This is a genomic window from Thermoactinomyces sp. CICC 10521, from assembly GCF_016055135.1.
Classification (GTDB): Bacteria; Bacillota; Bacilli; order Thermoactinomycetales; family Thermoactinomycetaceae; genus Thermoactinomyces_A; species Thermoactinomyces_A daqus.
In genome coordinates this window covers 89,046-113,524 of record NZ_JAECVZ010000006.1, presented here as the reverse complement: position 1 = coordinate 113,524, position 24,479 = coordinate 89,046, and the positions used below count along the sequence as shown (strand labels likewise).

The following is a 24,479-nucleotide window of genomic DNA, read 5'->3' as shown; positions in this document are numbered from 1 at the left end:
GCACGGTTGTGTTTGCGGAAAAAATTCGGACTTTTCCGATAGAGGAGCTATTTTGTTTGGGGAATGGACGGGTCGGCCGGTTACGGATTCCGTCGTCCGCAGAAAGATCGACTGTTCCCGATCAGTAATTGATGTGAATCGAAGGGGGGCAACGGAGCGGTGCCTGGCTCGTGCCTTTAAGGCAAAGGCACATAAAAAGGTACGGGAAAGAAAATACCCATACCCCAAAAATGGTTAAATATTTCGTATTTGGGTTTGTTCCTTGTCAGCAAAACCTCCCCAGGGAAGAGGGTGTTTTTTTTCGCCGACAAAGAGCCGATGGTCCAGTTTGACATGGTGCAGTTTGTGCAAGCAATCCCAGCAAACCAGGATATTTTTCCCTTCATATTGCATAAACGCTTCATATTTGGCCGCTTTTTCATGGCAGTGTTCACACAGATAGCCTCTCGTTTTTTTCATGCTTCTTTCCTCCTTTACCCAATGTTTGTTTTCCAGTGATCAAATAAGGATCGAACTTGACGGGGCTTGTTCTCCTCAGATCAAAATCCTGAAAACAACGGTCAATTTATTAATATTTTCTTCATTCCCTTTCTTCTGTTTTCCGAAACCTTTTTTCTTCAAGTCAGGTAAACAAGTGTTGAACGGGATCTGTGATAAGATAATATTAAACTACCGATTTTTATTTTTGGCAACCCAGCAGAGGAGTGGCTTTAATATGAAAAAACGAATCGAGAAAATTTCAGCATGGCTGAAACGGCAAAACGCTGACTTGGCTTTTATTCATTCACCACACAGCGTTTTTTATTTGAGCGGGTTCATGTGTAATCCGCATGAACGCCTGATGGGGATCTTCGTTTTTCCGGAAGCGAACCCGCTGCTCGTTTGTCCCCGGCTGGAGGAAGAAAATGCCCGTCAGTCAGGATGGGCGCATCAGATTCTCGCTTATGATGATGCGGAAAATCCGTGGGAAAGAATCCGGGAGCAATTGGTGAGATGTTCGGTCGGGGAAGGGGCAGTCGTCGCGGTGGAAAAAGATCATCTTTCCGTTGCCCGGGCGGAACAATTGCAGCAAGTGATTCCGCGGATGGAGCTCTGTCCGGTTGATGAATACTTAAATGAATTGCGCGTCCTGAAAGATGAAACGGAGATTGCCATTTTGCAGAAAGCTGCCAAATTGGCCGATGAAGCGGTTGCGGTCGGAATCGACGCCTTGAAGCCGGGCATTACCGAGATGGAAGTGGTGGCAGAAATCGAATTGGCCATGAAGAAAAAAGGGGTACAGGCGATGTCTTTTGCCACGACGGTTCTGTTTGGGGAAAAATCAGCCCTGCCACATGGAACTCCGGGTTTGCGTCCCTTAAAAAGAGGTGAGCTCGTTCTGTTCGATCTGGGGGTTGTTGTCGACGGCTACTGTTCCGACATTACCCGCACTGTCGCCTTCGGGCCGATCGATGAAAAACAGAAGGAGATCTACCATACTGTATTGGAAGCGGAAACGGCTGCCATCGCCGCGTGCAAACCGGGAGTCCGGCTTGGCGATCTGGATTTGGTTGCGCGCAGGGTGATTGAGGAAGCGGGGTATGGCCAGTATTTTACCCATCGCCTCGGTCACGGTCTGGGAATCGATGTGCATGAGTTTCCCTCGATTCATCAGGCCAATGATCAAGTCCTGCAGGCCGGAATGGTCTTTACCATCGAGCCGGGGATTTATTTGCCGGGTTCAGGCGGCGTTCGCATTGAAGATGATGTGGTGATTACCGAAGAGGGCTGTCAGGTATTGACCCATTATCCGAAAGAACTGATCCAATTGTAATCCCAAACGCGGAAGGTGGTGCTGCGAAGGAAGAAGCACTGCCTCCCGCGTTTTGTTTCCCAAACCGTCACTCGCTTTTCAACGGTTGTTCACCTGAAAATTGCTTTTTCAGGTTAAAATAAAAACAGATCCTTTGATCATAAAACGACAAAAATTACATAGACGAGGAAGTGAGAGCGTGCCACGCCATCATTTTCACTTGAAGGCAACATGGAAGGGAGGCCGGAATGGTACCGGAACGATTGCCGCCGGCAATTTGCAACAACAAATCTCGATCCCCAAGGAGATGGACGGCCCGGGGGTGGGAACCAACCCGGATGAAATGCTCATCGGGGCTGCGGCGACTTGCTATCTGATCACCCTGGCAGCCATCATCGAGCGCAAACAGTTGCCGGTGACCAAACTCTCCCTGGAAACGGAGGGCATTGTCAAAGTCGAGAACAAGTTTACTTTTGAAAAAATTATTCACCGCCCGCATTTATTGGTGAAGAAAGAAGCGACAGAAAAAGAATGGGAAATGATCCGCCACGCCACGGAGATGGCCGAGCGCTCCTGCATGATTTCCAACGCGCTTCGGGGAAATGTGGAACTTGCTGTGGAAGCGGAATTCGAAACTTGCGAATAATTTTTCGGATATGAATGGGCATTGGGCTCCGGCTGATGCCTGTTTTTATTACAGGGAGTGGACTTATGCTGCATACGGTTCTGCATTATTTACAGAGTTTCGGTGTCTGGGGATTATTCGGTTCCACGGCGATTGAAGCGACTTCCGTTCCGTTCCCGGGCGCTTTGTTTCTCTTGATTTATGGATATCTGATGCCGATCGGCACGTGGCAGCTGGTGTTGCTCAGTGCGGTAAACAGCCTGATTTATACACTGTTTTCCTTGATTCCTTATTATATCGGCATGAAGATCGGGAAATTGTCAAAAAAGAAATTGGATCCCCAAAAAATTGAAAAGGCGCAACACTGGTTTCAAAAATACGGAGATTGGAGCATCGCTTTATCGCGACCCACCGGCTTTGGAAATTATATGTCCTACATCTGCGGATTGAGCAATATTTCGATTTGTCGTTATCTCGTGTTCACCTTCATCGGAGTTTTTCCTTGGAATACATTACTTTTGTTTATCGGCCGTCAGGGGAACCTGGAAACGATCCAGAAATTTCTCCAGCTGCTGAAACAAGGAGGAACAATTGCCTTGATCGTCTTTGTTTTGGCATGCAGTGGCTGGATTTTCGCCAAGAAGATCCGGATGGGAAAGGGAGAGTCATCCCCTTATTGACGGGGAGAATACAAGCTGGCGGAGCCGGTCTGAGAATATGAGAGGTAAAGGGAATCCCATTGCCCGGAGAAGGGGGCAATGGGATTTGTAGTGTTGAAGCACTGATGCCCGGTTTGCAGTCAGGACGAAAGAGTTCACCCGGATCAACGGAACTGATCATCGGCCGATTCCCATCCCATTGCCTGCTTTCTTGCTGTTGCCCGGTATTCCGGGTAAAATCGGAAATGATAATATGGAGTGGAGGCAATGAGATGAAAGAACGTTACGTACTGAAACGAATTGGCGAACCTTTGGAAGATAAGGGGTACAATGTGGTGGACAGCGAAGCGGACGAGGTGATCGCATGGTTTCAATATCTGGCCGACGCAGATCTTTTTATCGCGGTTCTGCAAGAAAAAGAGCGGCAGGAACAAGAAAAAGCGAAACAGTAACGGGGCGCATTTTGATTCCGGGCTGACACAAGCGGTTTTGTCTTGCTTTTACAACGGAGTAAAGCCTATGATATAGTAACGACGAGTTTGATCATGGACGGTGTAGCCTGTGTTTCGATCCCTGATACCCGATTTGTATGCCAATTCGATTTACCATATCGATTTAGATGAGTTAAAGGCGCGTGGGATCAAAGCGGTCATTGTCGATTTGGACAATACGCTGGTGGAATCAAACCGCCCTGATGCCACGCCGAAATTGGTAACATGGTTGAATGAAGTGCGAAAACTCGGATTCAAGGTGATGATTGTATCCAACAACAACAAGACGCGCGTGTCCCGGTTCGCGATTCCCTTAAAGGTTCCTTACATCCATGCGGCCCGAAAACCGTTGTCCCTCTCTTTTCTCAAAGCGATGAGGATGTTGGGGGTTTCCAAAGAGGAAACGGTTGTGATCGGGGATCAGCTGTTGACCGATGTGCTTGGCGGAAACCGCGTCGGGCTTTATACGATTTTGGTGGTGCCCGTTTCTGAAGTGGAAGGATTCTTCACCAAGCTGAACCGGCGGGTGGAACGCTTCGTATTCCGCTGGATGGAAAGAAAAGGGCTTTTGAACTGGGATCAGACTTGAGACAAGCGGACAGAAGGTTGAAAGGAAGGTTTGTGACATCATTGAGCAAAGTTAAAGCAGTTCGTTGTGAGGGGTGCGGCGTTCCCGTGCAGACGGAGTCCCCCGAACAAAAAGGATATATACCGGAAAAAGCGTTGGAACGCGAAGTGATTCTGTGCCAGCGCTGTTTTCGCATCCGGCATTACGGGGATTTGGGTGCGGTGGAACAAGATCCGGAGGCCTATTTGCGGGTACTGGATGAGATTGCCGCGACAGACAGCCTGGTGGTGCTGGTCGTAGACCTGTTTGATTTTGCCGGGAGCTGGATTCCGGGATTCAGCCGGCGGATCGGAAAAAATCCCGTTTTGCTCGTCGCCAACAAAGTGGATCTGTTTCCCAAAACAGCCAATTGGAAGCGGCTGCGCGACTGGGTCTCCGCTTCGGCCAGGGAAATGGGTGTACACCCGGTCGATACCCTCCTGTGCAGCAGTGCCAAAGGCTTGAAAATTCCTGATGTGATGCAGGCGATGGAGCATTATCGGGAGGGAAGGGATATCTATATTGTCGGCACCACCAACGTGGGGAAATCGACCTTGATCAACCGGCTGCTCAGGGAAGCGGGCGGAACTCAAGACGAGATGATTACCACCTCACCTTATCCGGGAACCACTTTGGACACGATTCGCATCCCGCTTGAAGATGGCAAGGAGATCATTGATACGCCGGGAATCGTCCGTAAGGACCGCATCAGTGAATGGGTTGACCCAAAAGAACTGAAGATCGTCGTGCCGAACGCGGTGCTGAGGCCGAAGGTATACCAGTTAAACGACGGGCAGACCCTGTTCTTCGGCGGACTGGCCCGGTTGGATTATGTGCAGGGGACAAGGCAGCCGTTTGTCACTTATATGTCAAACCGCCTGTATGTGCACCGGACTAAACTGGCGCAAGCGGATGAAATTTGGCAAAAACACAGGGGGGAACTGCTCGCTCCGCCAAAAGACCCGGCTGCGATTCCGCCGCTGACCAAACATGTGATCACCCTGTCCGGGAAGGAGAAAGAAGATATTGTGATCGCCGGATTGGGATGGGTGGCGTGCGGAAAAGAAAAAGCGCGGGTGGAACTCTGGGTGCCGGAAGGGATTCAGGTGAGTACACGAGCGGCTATCATTTAGCATTGCGCCCGTCAATGGGGCGCTCTTTTATTAGGGAGGGGAAAGGGATGCAAAAACAAAAAAAGGCTGGCCGGATTGTGGCAATGGGGTTGATCGGGGACCCGGTCGCCCATTCCAAGTCGCCGGAGATGATGAACGCGGCGTTTGAGCAGCTCGGATTGCCTTATGTATACCAGGCTTTCCGGGTTGCCCCGGCCGAGCTGGAAGAAGCGGTAAACCGGTTAAAAGCACAGGATTTGATCGGATTTAATGTAACGATACCGCACAAGGTGGCGATCATGGATTTGCTGGATGATTTGGATCAGACCGCTGCCGAGATCGGAGCCGTCAATACGGTCGTGCGGCGAGAAGGAAAGTGGATCGGCACCAATACCGACGGTCCCGGTTATTTGCGTTCGCTCATCGAGGAGTGGAATCCCGCTTTTTCTGAACTGTCGGCTGTGATTCTGGGGGCGGGAGGAGCTGCGCGGGCGGTCGGTTATATACTGGCGACAGCAGGTGTGCCGAAAATCACCGTTGCCAATCGCACCCTGGACAAAGCGGAGGCGCTGGCGGCCCATTTGTCGCAGTGGACCAAAACCGAAGCCGTCCTGCTGGCAGATAGCCGGGCAGAAGTGGAGAAAGCACAGCTGGTGGTCAATACCACTTCGGTCGGAATGCATCCCCATACGGAAGAAAGCCCGGTTCCTTGCGACTGGCTCCGGCAGGGGCAAATTGTCAGCGATCTGGTCTATCATCCAAAAGAAACGCTTTTGTTGCGACAAGCGAAGGAAAAAGGAGCGCGCATCCATACTGGATTGGGCATGCTGGTTCATCAGGCGGCGCTCGCTTTGGAAATGTGGTTGCAGAAAAAAGCGCCGGTTTCCCTGATGAAAGAGGTTTTGGAAGCGTCATTAACAGGAACAAAGGTAAAGAAAGAGTGAATTGGACATGAGGGTAGGCATTTTTGGCGGCACCTTTGATCCCATCCACATGGGGCACCTGTTGCTTGCCCAGCAGGCAATGGAAACGGCATCTCTGGAACAAGTCTGGTTTATTCCGGCCGGGGAACCGCCGCATAAGCAGGAAAATGAAATCACTCCGGCCCAACACCGGCTGCAAATGGTCAGATTGGCAGTCGAAGGCAATCCCCGATTTCTGGTGAATGAGATGGAATTAAAAAGGGAAGGTCCTTCCTATACCGTTGATACCATTCAGATATTAAAGGAATCGACGCCCGAACATGATTTTTTTCTGCTGGTGGGGGCTGATACGGTGAAAGATCTTCCTCATTGGTATAAAATAAAGAAAATCCTTCAACTGGTCCAAGTGATCGGATTGGGGCGGCCCGGTGTTCGGGCGGAGGGATTGCCCGATTTTGTGACTGACCGCCTGCAGTGGATCCCCGGGGCCATTGAAACTTCGATTTCTTCGACCGCCGTCCGGCAGCGGGCCAAGTGCGGCAAATCTTTGCGCTATCTCGTTCCCGACCCTGTTTACCAGTATATAAAGGAGCATCGTCTGTATGGAACTTGATCTTTTATTACAAGCTACAAAAGAACAGCTTCCCCAGCACAGATGGGAACATACGCTTCGTGTTGCCGAGACGTCAATCCGGTTGGCCAGACGGTTTGGAGCAGATGAACAGAAAGCGGAAGTGGCGGCGATTTTGCATGATTACTGCAAATTCTGGCCGGACGAGCAACTGGTGCGTTGGATTATGGACAGGGGTCTTCCAGAAGACCTGCTTCAGTTTAACAAAGAACTGTGGCACGCGCCGGTCGGTGCCGAAGTGGCAGAGGTTCGTTTCGGGATCCAAGATGAAGACATCCTGAACGCGATCCGCTACCACACATCGGGACGTCCGCAGATGTCACTTCTTGAGAAAATCGTCTTTTTGGCCGATTACATCGAACCAGGACGCCGTTTTCCCGGGGTGGAGGAAGTGCGGAAAACGGCGGAATCCGATTTGGATCGTGCCGTGCTGGCGGCACTTGACAAGACGATTGTCTTTTTGATTGAGCGCGGGCAGAAAGTGTATCCTCTCACCCTGCATGCGCGCAATCACATGTTGGAGCAAACAGCTCAAAAGCGATAAGGGAGGAATCTTTTTGAACGTAGTGGAAATCGCTCAGTTGGCGGCCACCGCTGCCGAGGAGAAAAAAGCGCAAGATATCATCATCCTGGATATTCGCGGCCTGTCCGTGTTTGCTGATTACTTTGTGATCTGCCATGGAAATTCGCAAACACAAGTGCAAGCCATCGTCAATGGAATCAAGGATAAAGTGCTGGAATCCGACCTCATCCTGAAAGGGATTGAAGGATTTCAAGATGCGCGCTGGGTTCTGATTGACCTCGGTGATGTGGTTGTCCATGTTTTCCACAAAGATGAACGCGAGTTTTATGATTTGGAACGCCTCTGGGGCGATGCCAGACAGTTAAAAGTACAATAAAAGAATATTCTCCATAAAAAAGGGTTAATATAAAAATATATTTTTGTTGATAATGATTAAAAAAGCGTTGACACTGCTTTAACCTTGTTCATATAATGTTAATAAACTATTTGAGCGAAGCAAGGATGGGGAGCAGTAATCTGTAAAGCCCAGCGCAGAGAGTTGACGGTTGGTGAGAGTCAATCTGGGCCACAGGTGAACTCGCCTCATCGCTCCAAAGGGGAAAGGGGATTTCCTCACTACTCTTTGGCGGTTCATCTCCGTTACCGGATTTGAGTGAGTGCAGTCATCCGACATGCACTAAGCAGGGTGGTACCGCGGGAATTGTCAGTCAACCTCTCGTCCCTAGCACGGAAGCTGGGGGTGGGAGGTTTTCACTTTTCATTGGCGAAAAAAGGGATATTTGAAGTTTACTGTGGAGGAGAACGAACATGAAAGAGTACAGCCCGAAAGAGATTGAAGCCAAATGGCAAAAGGTTTGGCAAGATACCGATTTATATAAAACGGATGAAGATCCGTCCAAGCCGAAATATTATGCCCTGGAACAATTTCCCTATCCTTCCGGGGAAGGATTGCACATGGGGCATATGCGTGTTTATTCCATCGGTGATGTGGTGGCCCGTTTCCGCCGCATGAACGGTTACCGCGTTCTTCATCCGATGGGAGCCGACGCCTTCGGTCTGCCGGCGGAAAACGCGGCCATCAACCGCGGTGTCAATCCGCGCGAATGGACGTTGAACAATATGGAGCGGATTCGCAGAGAACAAGCATTGCTCGGTGTTTCATACGACTGGGACCGCTATGTGGGCACCTGCCTGCCCGATTATTATAAATTCAACCAGTGGCTGTTCCTGCTCTTTTATGAACGGGGGCTGGCTTACCGCAAAAAAGCATCGGTGAACTGGTGCCCTTCCTGCAATACGGTTTTGGCCAACGAGCAGGTGGAAGACGGCAGATGCTGGCGCTGTGATTCGGAAGTGACCAAAAAAGAGCTGGAGCAGTGGTTCTTGCGGATCACCGATTATGCGGAACGGTTGCTCGAAGGTCTGGATCGCCTGCCGGATTGGCCGGAAAAGGTGAAAGCGATGCAGCGCAACTGGATCGGGAAAAGTGAAGGTGCCCATGTCACGTTTTCCGTTCCTGAATGCGGCGATGAGAAGGTGACCGTTTTCACCACCCGTCCCGATACGCTTTACGGAGTGACCTACCTGGTCCTTGCACCGGAGCATCCGTTGGTTCCGCGCCTGATCAAAGGGAAAAAAGAGGAAGAGCCGATTCTCCGGTTCATTGAGGAGATGAAAAAACAGTCGGAGATTGAGCGCACTTCCACGGATGCGGAAAAAGTCGGTTATCCGACCGGCGCGTTTGCCAAACACCCGCTTACTGGGGAATTGGTCCCGATTTGGATCGCCAATTATGTGCTTATGGATTACGGTACCGGTGCGGTGATGGGGGTTCCCGCACACGATGAGCGCGATTTCCAGTTTGCCCGCAAATACGGGCTGGAGATCAAGCAAGTCATCCGGCCCAAAGACGGCGATGCGCCTGCCGAACCGCTGGCGGAAGCTTATACCGAAGACGGCATCCTCATTTCCTCCGGGCCGTTTGACGGATTGGACAATCGTGCGGCGATCAAGGCGATTGCCGACAAACTGCAAGAGCAGGGATTGGGCGGTTCCACCGTCAATTACCGCTTGCGTGACTGGCTCATCTCCCGCCAGCGTTACTGGGGCACCCCGATTCCCGTGATTTATTGTGATGATTGCGGCGTGCAGCCGGTTCCGAAAGAAGATTTGCCGGTGGTGTTGCCGGAAGATGTAGTGTTTGACGGCAAGCGCAATCCGCTGACTACATCGGAAACTTTTGTCCATGCCAAGTGCCCTTCCTGCGGCAAACAGGCGCGTCGGGAAACGGACACCATGGATACGTTCGTCGACTCTTCCTGGTATTATTTCCGCTACACCGACGCACATAATGAAACGGTTCCGTTCAGTCCGGAAGAAGTAAACAAATGGCTCCCAGTCGATGAATATATCGGCGGGATCGAGCATGCGGTACTTCATCTGCTCTATTCCCGATTTGTGACCAAAGTTCTGTACGATGCCGGCATGGTTCAGGTGGATGAGCCGTTTAAGAGCTTGCTCACCCAGGGGATGGTTTTAAAAGACGGATTCAAGATGTCCAAGTCCAAAGGGAATGTGGTCAGCCCGCTGGAGATCATCGACCGGTTCGGCGCGGATACGGCCCGCCTGTTTATCCTGTTTGCAGCTCCGCCGGATCGTGACCTGGAGTGGAGCGATACAGGAGTGGAGGGAAGCCATCGCTTCCTGAATCGGGTTTGGCGCCTGATCGTCCAGAATGAAGAGCTGTTCAAGCAAGAATTCACCCCTTCCGCATCGCTTGACGCCGAGGGCAAAGAGTTGCGCCGCGTGCTTCATCAGACGATCAAAAAAGTGACAGGCGAAATCGGCGAACGCAGTCACTTTAACACGGCGATCAGCAGTATCATGGAATTGGTCAACTCCCTGTACAGCTACCCTGATACGGCAGATCGTGCCATTTACAAAGAAGCGCTGGAAACATTGGTGCTGCTTTTGGCCCCGTTCGTCCCCCATATTGCCGAGGAGATGTGGCAGATGACCGGGCGGAAGGGAAGTGTTCATCTCGCGTCTTGGCCGAAATATGACGAGAGCGCCCTCGTATTGGACGAGATCGAGATCGCCGTCCAAATCAACGGCAAGGTAAGGGACAAACTCGTCGTTTCCGCGAATGCTTCCCGCGAGGAAGTGGAAAAACAGGCGCTGTCCACCGACCGGATTCAAGGCTGGATTGATGGAAAAACCGTGCGAAAAGTGATTGTCGTGCCGGGCAAATTGGTGAACATCGTTGCCAACTGACATTGTTGTCAAGGAAGAGAGCATATTGGAGCCCGCTTGCCGCGTTTGGCAGGCGGGTTTTTTTGTTTTGGAAATTTGTTCATAAAGACTTGTCTGAAAAGCGATCATCATGTACATTGTTAGATATAAAATAACGGAATATTCAGAGGTGTTTGCCTTTGGTTCAATGGGACTGGACGCCGCGTGAGAAAATAATGGCCGGAGCGGTATTGATTTTATTGCTGGTGGCTGTTGCGGCTTGGGTTTTTCAACCATCCGCGGAGAATTTGCCGACGGAGGGCCTTGAACCGTATCAATCTGAAGTGGCGAAGGCGGAGAAAGTTGAGCCTGCAGAGAAAAAGCAGAAGAATGATGTGATTGTCATCGATCTGAAAGGAGCGGTCTCCCATCCGGGACTTTATCATCTCGAATCAGGGGCCAGGGTATACGATGTGTTGGAAAAAGCGGGCGGTGCGGGGAAGGATGCCGATCTCAACCAGGTGAATCTGGCACAGCCCCTGAGCGACGGCATGGTGGTTTACATACCCAGGCGCGGGGAAGCGGTTCCGGAAGGATGGATAGCATCGGGACAAGGCAATATGCAAGGAACATCATCATCGGACAAGATCCATATCAACCAGGCCACCCTGGAAGAACTGGAGAAACTGGATGGGATCGGGCCGTCAAAAGCGAAAAACATTTTCCAGTACAGACAGGAACACGGCCCTTTTCGCACCATCGAGGAAATTGCGAATGTTCCGGGCATCGGGGAAAAGACACTGGAGAAATTTCGCGCACAGATCGTCCTGTAAGAGGATTTGAAAAAGAAAAAACGGCAACCTCGACAGGAAGCCGCTTTTTGCAAAAATTAACGCTCCATGACTTTGCGCACTTTATCGAGAGCCAGATCGAGTTCTTCCCGGGTGATGATGAGCGGGGGAGCAAAGCGGATGGTATTTTCATGGGTTTCTTTGCACAAGAGTCCTTCTTGCATCAAGGATTCACAATAAGGCCTTGCCGCTTCCGTCAGCTCCATTCCGATAAACAAGCCTTTGCCGCGTACTTCTTTGATTTTCGGGTTGTTGATTTTGCGCAATTCCTCAATAAAATAGGCTCCGAGCTCGCGGGAGCGCTTGGGTAACTCTTCTTCGATCAGCACATCCAAGGCGGCAATGGCCACGGCGCAAGCGAGAGGGTTTCCGCCAAACGTGGACCCGTGGGAACCAGGTTCAAAGACGCCGAGAACCTCTCTGTCTGCCGCTACGGCCGAAATCGGCATCACACCGCCGCCAAGCGCTTTTCCCATAATGTACAGATCCGGTTTTACGTCTTCCCAGTCGCATGCGAACAATTGCCCCGTCCGGCCGAAACCGGTCTGGATTTCGTCGGCGACAAAGAGAACATGATGTTCTTTGCACAATTCATATGCTTGTTTGAGGAATCCTTCCGGAGGCACGATGACGCCGGCTTCTCCCTGGATTGGTTCGAAAAGGAACGCGGCCGTGTTCGGGGTAATCGCTTGGCGAAGCGCTTCCAAATCGCCGTAAGGGATTACTTTGAAGCCTGGGGTCAGGGGGCCGAAACCGCGTTTGTACTCATCGTTGGACGAGAGGGAAACAGCGGTGACGGTGCGGCCGTGAAAGTTGTCGGCGCAAACGATGATTTCCGCCTGGTTGTTCGGAACCTTTTTCACATCGTAAGCCCAGCGGCGAACGGCTTTGATCGCCGTTTCAACGGCTTCGGCTCCTGTGTTCATCGGCAAAACCATCTCTTTGTCCGTCAGTTTTGCCACTTTTTCGTAAAAGAGACCCAATTGGTCGTTATGAAAGGCACGTGAAGTCAAGGTGACTTTGTCAGCCTGCTCTTTTAACGCCTGGATCAGTCTGGGATGGCGGTGTCCGTGGTTGAGAGCCGAGTAAGCGCTTAACATATCCATGTAACGGTTACCGTCGGCATCCTCAACCCAGATTCCCTCTGCTTTGGAAATAACGATCGGCAGAGGATGATAGTTCCTTGCCCCGAATTTATCCGTAAGCTCAATGAGTTCCTGGTTGCGCGACATGGAATTACCCCCTTAGCTCAAAACTATTTGATCATTTACAAATTTATTGTAAGGGAAGTATGTTAAGAAAATCAATGAAATGTATACTCTATCAATGACAAGTATAAATATCACTCTTGACGTGGCCGGAACTGTTTAGTATAATCTGTAAAAGATGAAAAATTGAAACCGGAAAAGTTAAAATGGGATAAAGGTTCTCTTATCCAGAGTGGCGGAGGGACTGGCCCGATGAAGCCCGGCAACCTCGGCGGCGTTTGCTGCCGGAAGGTGCCAATTCCTGCAGAAACGAGTGTTTCTGAGAGATAAGAGAAGAGAGATTGACCGTCGCAGGTTCTGCCTCTTCTCTGGATAAGGGAAGGGGTTTTTTTATTGGCTAACTTCTGGGAGGGATCACCTGTGAAACTGGAAACGAGACTGGCACAAATCGGCAACAAGAAGGAGAAGAAGACAGGGGCCGTTAACTTTCCTGTGTATTTTTCCACAGCATATGAGCATATCTCTTTGGGAGTTAGTACTGGTTATGATTATTCGCGCACAGCCAATCCGACCCGGGACGTGCTGGAAGAGGCGATCAGCCAGTTGGAGGGAGGAAACGGCGGGTTTGCCTGCAGTTCGGGAATGGCGGCGATTCATACATTGATGGGGTTGTTTTCCGCCGGGGATCATTTCGTCGTATCCCTTGATTTATATGGTGGAACCTATCGTCTGTTTGAAGAGGTATTGACCCGGTTCGGTCTGTCCTTTACTTACGTGGATTTGCGACGGTCGGATGATGTAAAGCGGGCAATCGGTCCGAATACAAAGGCTGTTTTTATCGAGTCGCCCACCAATCCGCTGATGCATGTAACGGACTTGAAGCAGATTGCGCAAATTGCAAAGCAGGCGGGCTGTTACACCATTGTTGACAATACCTTTATGACTCCGTATTTCCAGCGGCCGCTGGAGCTCGGTGCCGATATCGTCGTCCACAGTGCGACCAAGTATCTGGGAGGCCACAATGATGTGCTGGCAGGGTTGATTGTCGTAAAAGGAGATGAATTGGCTGAACGGTTGCGCTTTATTCAAAATTCGATCGGAGCTGCTCTGGGGCCGCTGGATACGTGGTTATTGATGCGCGGGATGAAAACATTGGCCTTGAGGATGGAAAAACATCAGGAAAATGCGCTGGCGATCGCTGAATATTTAAAGCAACACCCGCTGGTGGACGAGGTTTTTTATCCCTCGCTCAACCCGGAATCAAAAGCGATTTTGGATGAACAGGCGGACGGATACGGGGGAATGATTTCATTCCGGGTCAGGAATAGTGGGATGATTGCCTCAATCCTGGAAAATCTGAATGTGATCACTTTTGCGGAGAGTCTGGGCGGCGTGGAGAGTTTGATCACCTATCCGGCAAGGCAGACCCATGCGGATGTGCCGGCTGAGATCAGGGAGAGCATCGGGGTCTGCGATCGCTTGTTGCGACTGTCAGTGGGAATTGAACACAAGGAAGATCTGATTGCTGATTTGGATCAAGCGCTGAAAAAAGCGGATCAGGAATAGAAAGGAAGGGGAGCAAGATGAGATTTGAGACAAGGCTTTTGCACAACGGGAATGAAATTGATTCGTTTACGGGGGCTTCCAGCATTCCGATTTACCAGTCATCGACTTACCATCAGTTTTCCATTGACCAGCCGGGCGAATTTGACTATGCCCGTTCGGGCAACCCGACGCGCAAAGCGCTGGAGCAAACGATCACAAGACTCGAAGGGGGCTGTCGCGGCTATGCGTTCGCTTCCGGAATGGCGGCGATTTCCACGGTATTTCTCTTGTTCTCGCGCGGAGATCACCTGATTGTGTCCCAAGATGTGTACGGGGGTACATATCGCGTCTTGACAAAGGTGTTTGACCGCATGGGAATTGAAACCACGTTTGTTGATACGACCGATTTGGAACAGGTGGCCGCTGCGATTCGCCCCAACACCCGGGCGATCTATGTGGAAACCCCGTCCAATCCGCTGCTCAAGGTGACGGACTTGCGTGGCATTGTGCGGATTGCTAAAGCGTACCGTTTGCGAACCATCGTCGATAACACCTTTTTAACCCCGTATTTCCAGCGGCCGCTCGAGCTGGGTGCCGATATCGTGGTTCACAGCGCAACCAAATTTATCAGCGGGCACAGTGATGTTGTGGCCGGACTGGTTGTGGTGAAGGATGAAGAACTGGCCGAGGAGATCGGACTGCTGCAAAATGCTTTTGGCGCCATCCTGGGTGTGTACGATTCTTGGCTGGTGCTCAGAGGTCTCAAGACGTTGCAGGCACGGATGGAGTTGTCGACGCAAAGCGCGGAAAAGGTGGCACTGTGGCTGGAACAGCATCCGGATGTCAAACGGGTTTACTATACCGGCCTTCCGTCACACGAAGGGTATCATTTGCAAAATGAACAGGCGAGCGGGCATGGAGCGGTTCTCTCCTTCGATGTCGGCAGCATGGAGAAAGCCAAGCGCATCCTGTCACGGGTCCGTCTGCCGATCGTGGCGGTCAGTCTCGGTGCGGTCGAAAGCATTCTCTCCTATCCGGCGATGATGTCCCATGCGGCAATGCCCGCGGAAGTGCGGAATCGTCACGGGATTACGGACGGGCTGCTGCGCCTGTCGGTCGGACTGGAAAACGCGGATGATCTGATTGATGATCTGGCGGCGGCCTTGCAAGAAAAAAAGGTGACGATCCCGGCAGGTTTTGGTAATTTATAGCGTCTCCTCCAGGGGGCGTTTTTCTTTTGCAGATGATCATGTAAAATGAGAAGGGAAATTTTGCACAGAAGGAGATTGCAGGAAATGGCCATTAAATCGGATAAATGGATACGCGAAATGGCGCTTCATCATCAAATGATCGAGCCGTTTATCGATCGGAACGTGGGGAAAGGGGAAGCGGTCAGTTTTGGACTCAGCAGTTATGGATATGATTTGCGCGTTGCGGATGAATACAAGATTTTTCACAATGCGCTGAACCCCGTCATCGATCCGAAAAAGATCGATTCCGATTCGTTTATCGATTTTAAAGGAGAAGTGTGCATCATTCCTCCCAACTCATTTGCCCTGGCGCGGTCGGTGGAATATTTTCGCATTCCGGAAAACGTCCTGGCCGTGTGTGTCGGCAAGTCAACGTATGCGCGCTGCGGAATCATTACCAATGTGACCCCTCTCGAACCCGGCTGGGAAGGGTACGTTACGTTGGAAATCTCAAATACGACACCGCTGCCGGCAAAGATTTATTCCAATGAAGGCCTTTGTCAGATTCTGTTTTTGGAGAGTGATGAGATTTGTGAAGTCTCTTACCGCTCCAAACAAGGGAAATACCAGGGACAAACGGGAATTACACTGCCAAAGGTATAACAGGATCATAGATGATACAAACAGACGGCGAAATCCATCGGCCGTCTTTTTTGCCTTTATTGACCGGATCGTGAGGAATGCATCAGTCTCCGATTTTCTTCTTTCATCCCAGGATTTGAGTGAGAGGAAAAAATCCGATCGTCATTTCGGGATGATGCGGGAATTACCCGTCTCTGCCCTGATCACTTGGATATGTGTTTTTCAGATCGGAAAAAAATGTAAATTCGATCAGGTGATTGCCACCCGGTTTTGTGATAAGATTACATGCAGAAGTCTTCGTGGACAGGCGTGTCGATCACATACAAACGGAAAATCAGCATGTCTGACCATAAGAACGGGGAGATTCGAGAAATTGAAAAAACTGGGAAACGTTATCTCTTCAAAAATGAAAGAACGCTTCAGTCCGGATCAGATGGAAAGGCAATTAAACGCGTTGTTAAAACACCCTTTAGTGGTCAAATATATGGTGGAGCATGAAGTTTCCGAGGCAATCTTAAAACGTTCGTTCTCCAAGCTCCATCAATTCGTCCAGGAAAATGAAAACTGCAAACAGTGTCTCCGTTTGAGTGAGTGTCCAAACCTGATGAAAGGGCACTTTCCGACTTTAAGGGAATACGGCGGTTTTGTGGATCTGGTCATGAATGAATGCAGCAAGCTCAAGGCGAAAAAAGAGGAAGAGCGGAGAAAAAACTTAATTCAGTGTCAGCAAATTCCTCTGGACATTCAAAAGGCAACGTTTCAAACGATTGAATTGGATCATGGACGGGAAAAGGCGATCGATGCCGCTTTGGATTTCTGCCTGAGAATAGCCAACGGGGAAACGGTTAAAGGCCTTTACTTTTGCGGATCATTCGGGACGGGAAAAAGTTATATTGCCGGTGCTATTTTAAATACCCTGGCTGAATACGGAATTCCCTCCATGATGGTTCACACTTCGGCACTTGCCCAGGAACTGAGGGATACCATCGCCAAGAAAGAAGGATTGCTCAATAGTAAACTGGAAGCATTAAGCAACGTCCCCATATTGGTACTGGATGATATCGGGGTGGAAAACCTGACTTCCTGGTTGAGGGACAGTGTATTGGCCGTGGTTTTGCACAACCGGGTATCCAATCAGCTTCCGACCATTTACACTTCCAACCTCACGCTTGATGAATTGGAGGAATGGCTCTCCATTACGCTGTCAAACGGATATGAACGCCATGAACCGCTGAAGGCCAAAAGGATCATGGAAAGAATCAAGCCTTATGTGACGGTTGTTGAGGTACAGGGAAGAAACAGGAGATATGCCCTGAACAATAATGCCAATTGAGATCTGGTCAGCTTATTTTCCAGTCTGTTCGCTTTTCTCCCGTTCCTTTGGCATCAGTCGTAGCAGAAAAGCACCGATTCCTTATGCTCCGGTTTGAGCATCACGCCAATGGTGATATTGGCGTTTTTTTGTGCCTTGAAAATTAATGACCGGATGGAAAAAGAAGAAGGAAAATGTAGGAAAATGGAGAAATCCTCCGAAGTTTGTAAAAAAAAAGGAGGGGAAGGAGGGTGAAGCGGCCGCTCGTATGGGTCAGCGCGGGATGGATTGCCGGGGTTTTCGCCGCACGCGGGTGGAATGCATTTTTCTTTTACGGATGTGCAGCGGTCCTGGTCGCGCTGGCCGGAGGCTGGATCGTCTATCATTATCGAAAAGGCCGGGTTGTCCTGTTTCTGCTGCTCGGACTGTTTGCCGGAGCATTCCGTTATGCCTGGGACGTGGCGAACAACGTTTCCCATCTGCCGCGCCAGTTTTTGAACAGCCCTCAGGTTGCGATCGGAAAGGTTGTTTCGCTTCCGGATATCGAGGGAGACCAGTTAACGTTCGAAATGATGGTCTTCGACGTAAAAACCGATCGGGGATGGCGCAGAGTGATTCCCGAACGGGTTGCTGTCAGGCGGAAGCTGCATTCTTACGACGAATGGGAAGAAGCCCGGCAGTTAAAGCGGCTGTCCACGATCCGGATCAGGCTCACCTTCAGCAAACCGCCCCGGCCGCGCAATCCGGGAGCCTTTGATTATGGCGCGTATCTATATCGTCGGCATATCCATTTGATCGGACAATCTGACTCGCCGGAACGGATCAAGGTTTTGGCTTCCGTCCCGCATCATCCGCTGGTACTGATCGATCGAGGGCGCGCCTGGCTGGATCAACGAATTGAGAAACTGTACGGCCGAGATCAGAGCGGATATCTTCGCGGCCTTCTGCTGGGAGAGCAATCAGCTGTTCCCGACAGTTTGGAGACCCAGTATGCCACATTGGGCATTATTCATCTTTTATCTGTATCCGGGCTGCACGTGGCTGTTGTGATCGGCTGTTTTTATTTTTTGTTGACGCGCCTGGGGCTGACGCGGGAAAAATCGGCGTTGGCAATCCTTTTGTGTCTTCCGGTGTACGCCGTTCTGACAGGACTTGGTCCGCCGGTGATCCGCGCGGTGATCATGGCCGGTTTTTCACTTTTAGCCATCGTTTTGAAAAAGTTTCGGGATGCCCTTTCGTTTTTGGCTGTTTCCTTTCTGGTCCAGTTAGGATGGAATCCCTTTCAAATCGAAGAAGCCGGCTTTCAGTTAAGCTATCTGGTGACCGCTGCTCTGGTTGTGGGGACGGAGCCTGTCGCCGGCCGCATTCCTGTTCCGTCGCGCAGTCTTCGTCAGTTTTTGGCCGCCAATCTGATTGCAGAGCTGGTGTCGTTCCCGGTTCTCATCTTTCATTTTCACGAGTTTTCGCTTCTTTCTTGGCTGGCCAACCTTCTGTTCGTTCCATTGATCAGTTCCCTGATTCTTCCGCTGTCTCTCGGTTCGCTTCTGCTTGCTTTTGTTCCGGGACCGCTGGCTTCGTGGCTTGCCAGTCTCACCAGCCAATTGCTGGAGCTGGTTCATCAGGGTGTCCGCTGGATGTTGCAATGGACATGGGCATTTCCGTCATGGGCCGGGCCGTCCGCCCTGTGGCTTGCACTTTATTGCTTTACAGTCATAAGTCTGGCCGTCGTTTGGATGAAGCCGTTTGTTCCTCAATGGAAGCGGATCGGTGTCGTTCTTTTGCTGTTCAGTTTGGTGGCATTTGCTTATGGGAAACGTAACGGAGAGGGAGCGGAAAACCGGATCGCATTTCTCGACGTGGGTCAGGGAGATGCGGCAGTTGTGGAAACGCAGACAGGAAAGACGATTCTCATCGACAGCGGAGGGTTTTCCTCGCGCGGAAACCGCTTCGGATCAGGCAGCCGCCGCTTTGATGCCGGTGAAAATGTGATTATTCCTTATCTCAAATACCGGGGCATCAAACAGATTGATCTGTTCATTTTAACGCATGGCGATGCGGACCATATTGGCGGAGCGAAAGCGGTGGTGCAAAGATTTCCGGTGAAAATGGTGATCCGTGGCCCTCTTCCGCCGAAAAGCGCGTTGGAACAGGATTTGTTAAGAGAGATGCGGGAACGAAAAATTCCGATCCGGATCGCCCGGCCGGGATTGAGATGGCAATTTTCGCCCGGTGTGTTCCTTACATTTTTGCATCCGGCGACCGCGAACCGATCGGCAAATGATGAGTCCGTTGTTTTTTTGTTATCGATCGGCCGCTTTCAAACCTTGATGACAGGAGATATCAGCAGTGAAGCGGAAAAGCGGATATTAGCCGGGTGGAGGTTGTCGCATGTCCAGGTGCTAAAGGTGGCACACCACGGGAGCCGCACGTCCACCGGTGCAGAATGGCTCGATGCCGTGGCCCCGCGCTATGCCGTTATCTCCGTGGGGCGGCATAATCCGTTTGGCCATCCCTCTCCCCTGGTGCTTCAGCGCTTGCGTGCCCGACATGCCGTGATCTTGCGAACTGATCAGCTTGGAGCGATCATTTTTCACGTCGAAAAGCAAAAGATCCGGGTGGAAAGCACTTCTCCTTGAAGATGTAAAAAAGGATTCGTCTTTTGCCCGATTTGCCCCGCGATATAATAGTATTATTTATGTACATACATAGGGTGTTGCAACCTGCCGCAGTTCAAACAGGTCTAAAAGAATATAGGGGGTATTTCGTTGCTTGATTCAGAGTTGATCAAACAGGCTCAGTCGGGCGACAGGAAAGCGATTGTGCAAATACTTAAGCAATTGGAGACATCGCTTTATCGCACCGCTTATTATATGATGGGAAACGAACAGGATGCTTTGGACGCCACACAAGAAGCTCTGTTGAAAATATATAAATATCTCCCTTCCTATAAAGGAGAAGCTTTGTTGCATACATGGGCGCAGCGCATTGTTACCAATGTATGCATCGATTTGTTTCGCAAACGGAAAAACGTCATACTGTTTGATGAAGAACCGCAGCATGAGGATGGCAAAGCGGCTAAAGAGGTGGAGCGGGGAGCGATCCTGTCTGATTTGAGACAGGCGATTCGCCGTCTGCCCCTGCAACAGCAAACGGCGATTATCCTGCGCTATGTACAAGGTTATCATTACCAGGAGATAGCAGAAGCGATGGGACTCCCCCTGAATACGGTCAAATCGCATTTGTTTCGTGCGCGCAAACAACTGCAAAAGTGGTTGTCGGAATATCAGGAAGGAGGGGATGTATCTTGGCAGATGAAAAAGTGATGGAATGGATTCAACGTGACTTGGATGGTGATCTGACTGCGGCAGAAAAGAAAATGCTGGAAAAGCAGCTGGAACAGTCGCCGCAATGCCGGGCAACGGCGGAAGAGATGCAGTGGCTGTCCGGTGAACTATCCCTTCTTCCCAAAGTGGAGCCACCGCACAGCGTCGTCGATGCGGTGCTGGAGGCGATCGAGGACGACAAAAAGAAGACGAAGCCGCAAACAGTGATCAAACCGAGATACAATTGGCTCCGATTAGGGAGGATGGCTGCTGCGCTCGTCTTGTTCCTCTTTATCGGTCTGTTTTATCTGAGCAAATGGGGGGCCATTCCCATCAATACGGCCTCCAAAATTGCCGATCCGGTTCCGCCGGAGCATACAGACGGGAGCAAAGATCGGGCTGCCAAATTCGAGCTGGAAAATATTCAGGAGGTTTGGTCACCTGATCGTCAATATTGCGCCATTTGGCAGGGAAATCATTTAATCGTGCGCAAGGCGGACGGAAGCGTCCAATATCGCAGCCGCATTTTTCGGAAGGTTGACGGCTCGCCATCGGTTGTATGGCAAAACAAACAACGCGTTCGGCTGATCCTGCCGTCTGCTGATGGAAAAGACGACCAGACCGTCATGATTGATGTCAAGGAGAAAAAAGAGATAAACTAGGAGGAAGAGGTGGCGAAAATGGATCGTTCATGGCTGAAAGAGTGGCAGGAAGATAACATCGCTCCCGTTTATCTCTTTTATGGTGAAGAAGGTTTCTTGATTGAAGAAGCAATTGAATGGATGAAAAAAAGGTGGAGTCCGGAAGAAGTCTCCTTTGGTAATCTCATGCAGATTGATTTGGATGAGACGCCGGTGCAGATGCTGGTGCAAGAGGCGGAAACTCTGCCCTTTTTTGGGGACAGGCGGTTGATTATCGGTCAGAATGCCCGCTTTTTGACAGCCGGGAAAGGGAAAAGCGGCGTTCAGCATGAAACGGATGCCCTGCTCCAGTACTTAAAGCAGCCTCTGTCCACCAGTGTGGTGGTTTTAACCGTTTCCGGCGAGCAGCTTGACAAGCGAAAAAAAATCGTGAAGGAACTGCTTAAACATGCGCGTGCCGTTGAGTTTCCCCTGTTGGCGGGGAAGGATTTGCTTCAGTGGGTGGAAAGGCGGTTTGCCAAATTGCATGTCCAGGCAGATCCGCAAGCGGTTCTTGATTTGATCATGCTGACTGGTCCTGATCTCCGGCTTCTCCACGCGGAAGTGAGCAAATTGGCCCTTTACGTCGGAGCGGGGGGAAAGGTGACACCGGACATTGTCGCCGAACTGGTACCGCGCACCCTGGAGCATGATGTATTTAAGCTGACGGATAAAATAGCGAAGCGCCAATTGAACGAAGCGTTCCATATCTGGAGTGACCTGATTTTTCAAAAGGAAGAGCCGATTCGCATCCTGGCTCTGATTACACGTCAGATTCGGTTGATGCTGCAGGTCAAGATCTTGCAGCGGCAGGGGATGTCTGACAAAGAGATGGCGGCATTTCTCAAGGTTCATCCCTACCCGGTGAAACTGGCGGCAAAACAGGGAGCGGCCTTTTCCGAACAGCAACTGCGCCTCTTGTTGGATACGGCGATTTTGACTGATCAAGATATCAAGTCAGGAAAAGTGGACAAACATTTGGCGGTGGAACGCCTGCTTTTCCAAGTCAACCTTTCTGCTTGAGCCTCCCGTTGCCACGGAGAGGCCTTTGGCCCAATGATTATGAAAATATAAAAAAGGTGGAATCCCCAACGATGGATGAAAACCGTTTATGTGAACTTCGAAAAAAACAATCCATTTACTCCAATCTGTTCTACCTTTGCATAATCGCACTTCTCTTTGTTTTCCTCTTAGTGGAGCCTGCCGCCCGGCTTGTTTATTTCATCTGGGGTTGCCTGTTTGTCCTGTTCCCGCTCATCAGTTGGTGGATGAAGTCGCCCAATCCGTTTCTTCATCTTTTTCCGGAGATGAGAGAGCTTTATCAGTATGAACGGGACAAGCTGGGGGAGAAGTGGGGAGCCTATTACACTTCCACGTCATTGTTGCTGTTCGTCGTCGGGATTTTTTTCTTCGTCCAGGCTTGGATACGCGAGGGGAACATCCGGTTTGGCGAAGGAATTTCGTGGTGGTATTTTGTTATTGTTCTGCTTTTCTTGATCCTGCTCGGCAATGTTCATTTGCGTAGTCAGGCGCGTCGGATCGACAGCAAAACACCGGAGGAGTTAAAGGATTATGCCAGCGATAAAATGCTGTTTTCATTGGTGTTCGCATCGGTTGCCATCGGAATGACCCTGATCGGCACGATCGTTTACATATTGATGGGAGCGTAAAAAAGCAACCAGCATCAGGCGCTGGTTGCTTTTTTCATTCCTTCCGCCGGAACCGCATGCTCGAGGATATGGCTGGTTACGTTGTAAGCGGAGCTAAAGGAAAGTTCCGAAAGCTGTCCGTCTCCTTCACACCAGTCACCGGCAAAGTAGGCATTGGGCAAGCTGTAAAATTTGACCGGCATCAAGCGTTGATCCTCAATGCATTTGATTTCCTGGACAGTCGCTTTTTTGGAAATGCGCTTGGCGACAAGGCGTTCACGCCAGCCGGGGAAATGCTTGTCATAGACGGATTCGATAGTCGCCACTTTTTCATCCGCTTTTCCTTCTGCAATCTCTTGTTCGTTGAGGTAGGCAACCGCTTGCATCAGCTGTCCCCCGTCAGGAACGCAGGTTATATCGTAGTAGGAAATGTCGGTGATAAAGACGCGTTGCGCTTTTTGATAAATGTAGGTGAACGGGCTGGAAATCCGCTCGCTTAAACCGACATCATAGACAACGACTTGCGTAGGCACATAGTGGCTGTATTCCTCAAAATATTTGGCGAATGGAGTGTCGGCGAACAATTGGCATAACTCTTTTGGAGGAATGCAGAAAATAATATAATCAGCTTCGTATTTTTCTTCTTTTCCATAAACAGCGGTAATCCGGTTGCCATCGAGTTCGATTTTGGTTACTTTTTCTTTGGTGATGATTTTGCTGCCGTTTTTTTCAATGATTTCCGCAAATGAATCAACAATTGCCTGCCATCCGCCGCCGATGTAGCTGACAGCGCGTTGTGTGGCAAACAGCCGTTTATAATATTGGAAAAAGAGGGGGGACGGAATTTTTTCCGGTTCATTGGTAAAAAAGTTGGATGAAGCGATGGTCAACAAAAGATCCCTCACTTGGGGAGTTTCCTTTTGCAGATAATCTCCGATTAACACGCCGGGTTCTCCCCGTTCAAGAGAAGACATCGTTTTGAAGACTTCGTAAGCAAAGCGCCATTTATTCTGTGAATCCAACACTTTGGTGCGATACAATCCTTCGAGTGTTGCAGGCATGGGGGTGGTGAAAGTTCCCATGTCATAAAAGGCTTTGGAAGGTGAAAAATCTTTCCAGTCAACCTTCAGTCCGATTTCATGTTCATACTTGCGCAGGATCGATTTATCTCGCGCATAAATGGCATGGGCTCCAAAATTGAAATTAAACCCTTTTATCGGAATGGAAATTGCGCGCCCTCCGAGCTTCGGTGCCTTTTCCAGCAAGGTTACTTTGCAACCATTGTAAGCGAGTCGAGCTGCGGCGCTCAGTCCGGCAAGTCCTCCACCCACTACAATCACTTTATCAGACACAAGAAACACACTCCTTGGGAAACGGTTACATTTTAAACCATCTTGTATCAACCACTTACACTATTGTAACAAGTTTGAAATGAATCGGATAGTGTTTTATTCATGTTCGCAAATTTCGTGCGAATCTGTAGGC

At 50.3% G+C, this 24,479-nt stretch carries 24 protein-coding genes, 1 riboswitch and 1 other annotated feature; of the genes, 21 read left to right on the top strand and 3 right to left on the bottom strand.

Features of this window, described 5'->3' with window-relative positions; all coding sequences use genetic code 11:
- Positions 1 to 234: 234 nt before the first annotated feature.
- Positions 235 to 459, bottom strand: a complete 225-nt coding sequence (locus I8U17_RS06515; RefSeq protein ID WP_198055289.1) for a hypothetical protein — start codon at positions 457 to 459, stop codon at positions 235 to 237.
- A gap of 256 nt (positions 460 to 715) precedes the next feature.
- On the opposite strand from I8U17_RS06515, the gene I8U17_RS06510 reads away from it, so the two are divergent.
- The 12 genes from I8U17_RS06510 to I8U17_RS06455 all read left to right on the top strand — a co-directional run bounded on the left by I8U17_RS06510 (position 716) and on the right by I8U17_RS06455 (position 11,427).
- A complete protein-coding gene (locus I8U17_RS06510) occupies positions 716 to 1,813 on the top strand; it encodes a M24 family metallopeptidase (RefSeq protein ID WP_033101777.1) in 1,098 nt (365 codons plus the stop codon).
- A gap of 178 nt (positions 1,814 to 1,991) precedes the next feature.
- Positions 1,992 to 2,438: an OsmC family protein gene (locus tag I8U17_RS06505; RefSeq protein WP_033101776.1), complete on the top strand. Its 447-nt coding sequence runs from the start codon at positions 1,992 to 1,994 to the stop codon at positions 2,436 to 2,438.
- A 65-nt stretch (positions 2,439 to 2,503) separates the two neighbouring features.
- Entirely contained in the window at positions 2,504 to 3,097 is a 594-nt protein-coding gene (locus tag I8U17_RS06500; protein ID WP_198059183.1) for a DedA family protein, read from the top strand.
- Between the two features lie 251 nt (positions 3,098 to 3,348).
- Positions 3,349 to 3,528, top strand: a complete 180-nt coding sequence (locus I8U17_RS06495; RefSeq protein WP_033101775.1) for a hypothetical protein — start codon at positions 3,349 to 3,351, stop codon at positions 3,526 to 3,528.
- A gap of 109 nt (positions 3,529 to 3,637) precedes the next feature.
- Complete coding sequence (locus tag I8U17_RS06490) at positions 3,638 to 4,156, top strand: YqeG family HAD IIIA-type phosphatase (RefSeq protein WP_033101774.1); 519 nt, start codon at positions 3,638 to 3,640, stop codon at positions 4,154 to 4,156.
- A 41-nt stretch (positions 4,157 to 4,197) separates the two neighbouring features.
- On the top strand, positions 4,198 to 5,307 hold the full coding sequence (gene yqeH / locus I8U17_RS06485) for a ribosome biogenesis GTPase YqeH (RefSeq protein ID WP_033101773.1): 1,110 nt from the start codon (positions 4,198 to 4,200) through the stop codon (positions 5,305 to 5,307).
- Between the two features lie 47 nt (positions 5,308 to 5,354).
- Complete coding sequence (gene aroE, locus I8U17_RS06480) at positions 5,355 to 6,230, top strand: shikimate dehydrogenase (RefSeq protein ID WP_052154354.1); 876 nt, start codon at positions 5,355 to 5,357, stop codon at positions 6,228 to 6,230.
- Between the two features lie 7 nt (positions 6,231 to 6,237).
- Entirely contained in the window at positions 6,238 to 6,822 is a 585-nt protein-coding gene (locus I8U17_RS06475) for a nicotinate-nucleotide adenylyltransferase (RefSeq protein ID WP_033101772.1), read from the top strand.
- Positions 6,812 to 7,384: a bis(5'-nucleosyl)-tetraphosphatase (symmetrical) YqeK gene (yqeK, locus tag I8U17_RS06470; RefSeq protein WP_033101771.1), complete on the top strand. Its 573-nt coding sequence runs from the start codon at positions 6,812 to 6,814 to the stop codon at positions 7,382 to 7,384. The genes I8U17_RS06475 and yqeK overlap by 11 nt, the downstream gene beginning before the upstream one ends.
- 13 nt (positions 7,385 to 7,397) lie before the next feature.
- Positions 7,398 to 7,739 (top strand): ribosome silencing factor, encoded by a 342-nt coding sequence (gene rsfS, locus I8U17_RS06465; protein WP_033101770.1) that lies wholly within the window; start codon positions 7,398 to 7,400, stop codon positions 7,737 to 7,739.
- A 113-nt stretch (positions 7,740 to 7,852) separates the two neighbouring features.
- Positions 7,853 to 8,089 (top strand) — a binding site (T-box leader).
- 81 nt (positions 8,090 to 8,170) lie between these two features.
- Positions 8,171 to 10,636, top strand: coding sequence for a leucine--tRNA ligase (gene leuS / locus I8U17_RS06460; RefSeq protein ID WP_198055291.1), 2,466 nt, complete (start codon positions 8,171 to 8,173; stop codon positions 10,634 to 10,636).
- A gap of 158 nt (positions 10,637 to 10,794) precedes the next feature.
- A complete protein-coding gene (locus I8U17_RS06455) occupies positions 10,795 to 11,427 on the top strand; it encodes a helix-hairpin-helix domain-containing protein (RefSeq protein ID WP_198055292.1) in 633 nt (210 codons plus the stop codon).
- A gap of 56 nt (positions 11,428 to 11,483) precedes the next feature.
- On the opposite strand, the gene I8U17_RS06450 is transcribed toward I8U17_RS06455, so the two are convergent.
- On the bottom strand, positions 11,484 to 12,677 hold the full coding sequence (locus tag I8U17_RS06450; protein ID WP_198059182.1) for an ornithine--oxo-acid transaminase: 1,194 nt from the start codon (positions 12,675 to 12,677) through the stop codon (positions 11,484 to 11,486).
- A 196-nt stretch (positions 12,678 to 12,873) separates the two neighbouring features.
- A riboswitch (SAM riboswitch) is annotated at positions 12,874 to 12,986 on the top strand.
- 87 nt (positions 12,987 to 13,073) lie between these two features.
- Here I8U17_RS06450 and I8U17_RS06445 point away from each other — a divergent pair.
- From I8U17_RS06445 to I8U17_RS06405, 9 genes are all read left to right on the top strand, one after another.
- The gene (locus I8U17_RS06445) at positions 13,074 to 14,219 is read left to right on the top strand and encodes an aminotransferase class I/II-fold pyridoxal phosphate-dependent enzyme (RefSeq protein WP_198055293.1); all 1,146 of its coding nucleotides are present in this window, start codon (positions 13,074 to 13,076) and stop codon (positions 14,217 to 14,219) included.
- 17 nt (positions 14,220 to 14,236) lie between these two features.
- Complete coding sequence (locus tag I8U17_RS06440; protein ID WP_033101766.1) at positions 14,237 to 15,409, top strand: aminotransferase class I/II-fold pyridoxal phosphate-dependent enzyme; 1,173 nt, start codon at positions 14,237 to 14,239, stop codon at positions 15,407 to 15,409.
- Positions 15,410 to 15,493: 84 nt separating this feature from the next.
- A complete protein-coding gene (gene dcd, locus I8U17_RS06435; protein WP_033101765.1) occupies positions 15,494 to 16,051 on the top strand; it encodes a dCTP deaminase in 558 nt (185 codons plus the stop codon).
- A 352-nt stretch (positions 16,052 to 16,403) separates the two neighbouring features.
- Positions 16,404 to 17,363 (top strand): primosomal protein DnaI, encoded by a 960-nt coding sequence (gene dnaI, locus I8U17_RS06430; protein WP_198059181.1) that lies wholly within the window; start codon positions 16,404 to 16,406, stop codon positions 17,361 to 17,363.
- 230 nt (positions 17,364 to 17,593) lie between these two features.
- The gene (locus tag I8U17_RS06425; protein ID WP_198059180.1) at positions 17,594 to 19,978 is read left to right on the top strand and encodes a DNA internalization-related competence protein ComEC/Rec2; all 2,385 of its coding nucleotides are present in this window, start codon (positions 17,594 to 17,596) and stop codon (positions 19,976 to 19,978) included.
- A gap of 129 nt (positions 19,979 to 20,107) precedes the next feature.
- Complete coding sequence (locus tag I8U17_RS06420; protein ID WP_033101761.1) at positions 20,108 to 20,665, top strand: RNA polymerase sigma factor; 558 nt, start codon at positions 20,108 to 20,110, stop codon at positions 20,663 to 20,665.
- Complete coding sequence (locus tag I8U17_RS06415) at positions 20,647 to 21,327, top strand: anti-sigma factor family protein (protein WP_198055296.1); 681 nt, start codon at positions 20,647 to 20,649, stop codon at positions 21,325 to 21,327. Before I8U17_RS06420 ends, I8U17_RS06415 begins: the two co-directional genes overlap by 19 nt.
- An 18-nt stretch (positions 21,328 to 21,345) precedes the next feature.
- Complete coding sequence (gene holA / locus I8U17_RS06410) at positions 21,346 to 22,368, top strand: DNA polymerase III subunit delta (protein ID WP_033101822.1); 1,023 nt, start codon at positions 21,346 to 21,348, stop codon at positions 22,366 to 22,368.
- A 71-nt stretch (positions 22,369 to 22,439) separates the two neighbouring features.
- Positions 22,440 to 23,015: a hypothetical protein gene (locus tag I8U17_RS06405; protein ID WP_033101759.1), complete on the top strand. Its 576-nt coding sequence runs from the start codon at positions 22,440 to 22,442 to the stop codon at positions 23,013 to 23,015.
- A 14-nt stretch (positions 23,016 to 23,029) separates the two neighbouring features.
- Here I8U17_RS06405 and I8U17_RS06400 read toward each other — a convergent pair whose 3' ends face one another.
- A complete protein-coding gene (locus tag I8U17_RS06400) occupies positions 23,030 to 24,346 on the bottom strand; it encodes a phytoene desaturase family protein (RefSeq protein ID WP_370589219.1) in 1,317 nt (438 codons plus the stop codon).
- Between the last annotated feature and the right edge of the window lie 133 nt (positions 24,347 to 24,479).

Excerpts from the sequence above, each read along its gene's own strand:
- I8U17_RS06515 (WP_198055289.1), bottom strand. The coding sequence starts at position 459 with ATGAAAAAAACGAGAGGCTATCTGTGTGAACACTGCCATGAAAAAGCG.
- I8U17_RS06510 (WP_033101777.1), top strand. The coding sequence starts at position 716 with ATGAAAAAACGAATCGAGAAAATTTCAGCATGGCTGAAACGGCAAAAC.
- I8U17_RS06500 (WP_198059183.1), top strand. The coding sequence starts at position 2,504 with ATGCTGCATACGGTTCTGCATTATTTACAGAGTTTCGGTGTCTGGGGA.
- I8U17_RS06495 (WP_033101775.1), top strand. The coding sequence starts at position 3,349 with ATGAAAGAACGTTACGTACTGAAACGAATTGGCGAACCTTTGGAAGAT.
- aroE (WP_052154354.1), top strand. The coding sequence starts at position 5,355 with ATGCAAAAACAAAAAAAGGCTGGCCGGATTGTGGCAATGGGGTTGATC.
- I8U17_RS06475 (WP_033101772.1), top strand. The coding sequence starts at position 6,238 with ATGAGGGTAGGCATTTTTGGCGGCACCTTTGATCCCATCCACATGGGG.
- yqeK (WP_033101771.1), top strand. The coding sequence starts at position 6,812 with ATGGAACTTGATCTTTTATTACAAGCTACAAAAGAACAGCTTCCCCAG.
- leuS (WP_198055291.1), top strand. The coding sequence starts at position 8,171 with ATGAAAGAGTACAGCCCGAAAGAGATTGAAGCCAAATGGCAAAAGGTT.
- I8U17_RS06450 (WP_198059182.1), bottom strand. The coding sequence starts at position 12,677 with ATGTCGCGCAACCAGGAACTCATTGAGCTTACGGATAAATTCGGGGCA.
- I8U17_RS06440 (WP_033101766.1), top strand. The coding sequence starts at position 14,237 with ATGAGATTTGAGACAAGGCTTTTGCACAACGGGAATGAAATTGATTCG.
- dcd (WP_033101765.1), top strand. The coding sequence starts at position 15,494 with ATGGCCATTAAATCGGATAAATGGATACGCGAAATGGCGCTTCATCAT.
- holA (WP_033101822.1), top strand. The coding sequence starts at position 21,346 with ATGGATCGTTCATGGCTGAAAGAGTGGCAGGAAGATAACATCGCTCCC.
- I8U17_RS06405 (WP_033101759.1), top strand. The coding sequence starts at position 22,440 with ATGGATGAAAACCGTTTATGTGAACTTCGAAAAAAACAATCCATTTAC.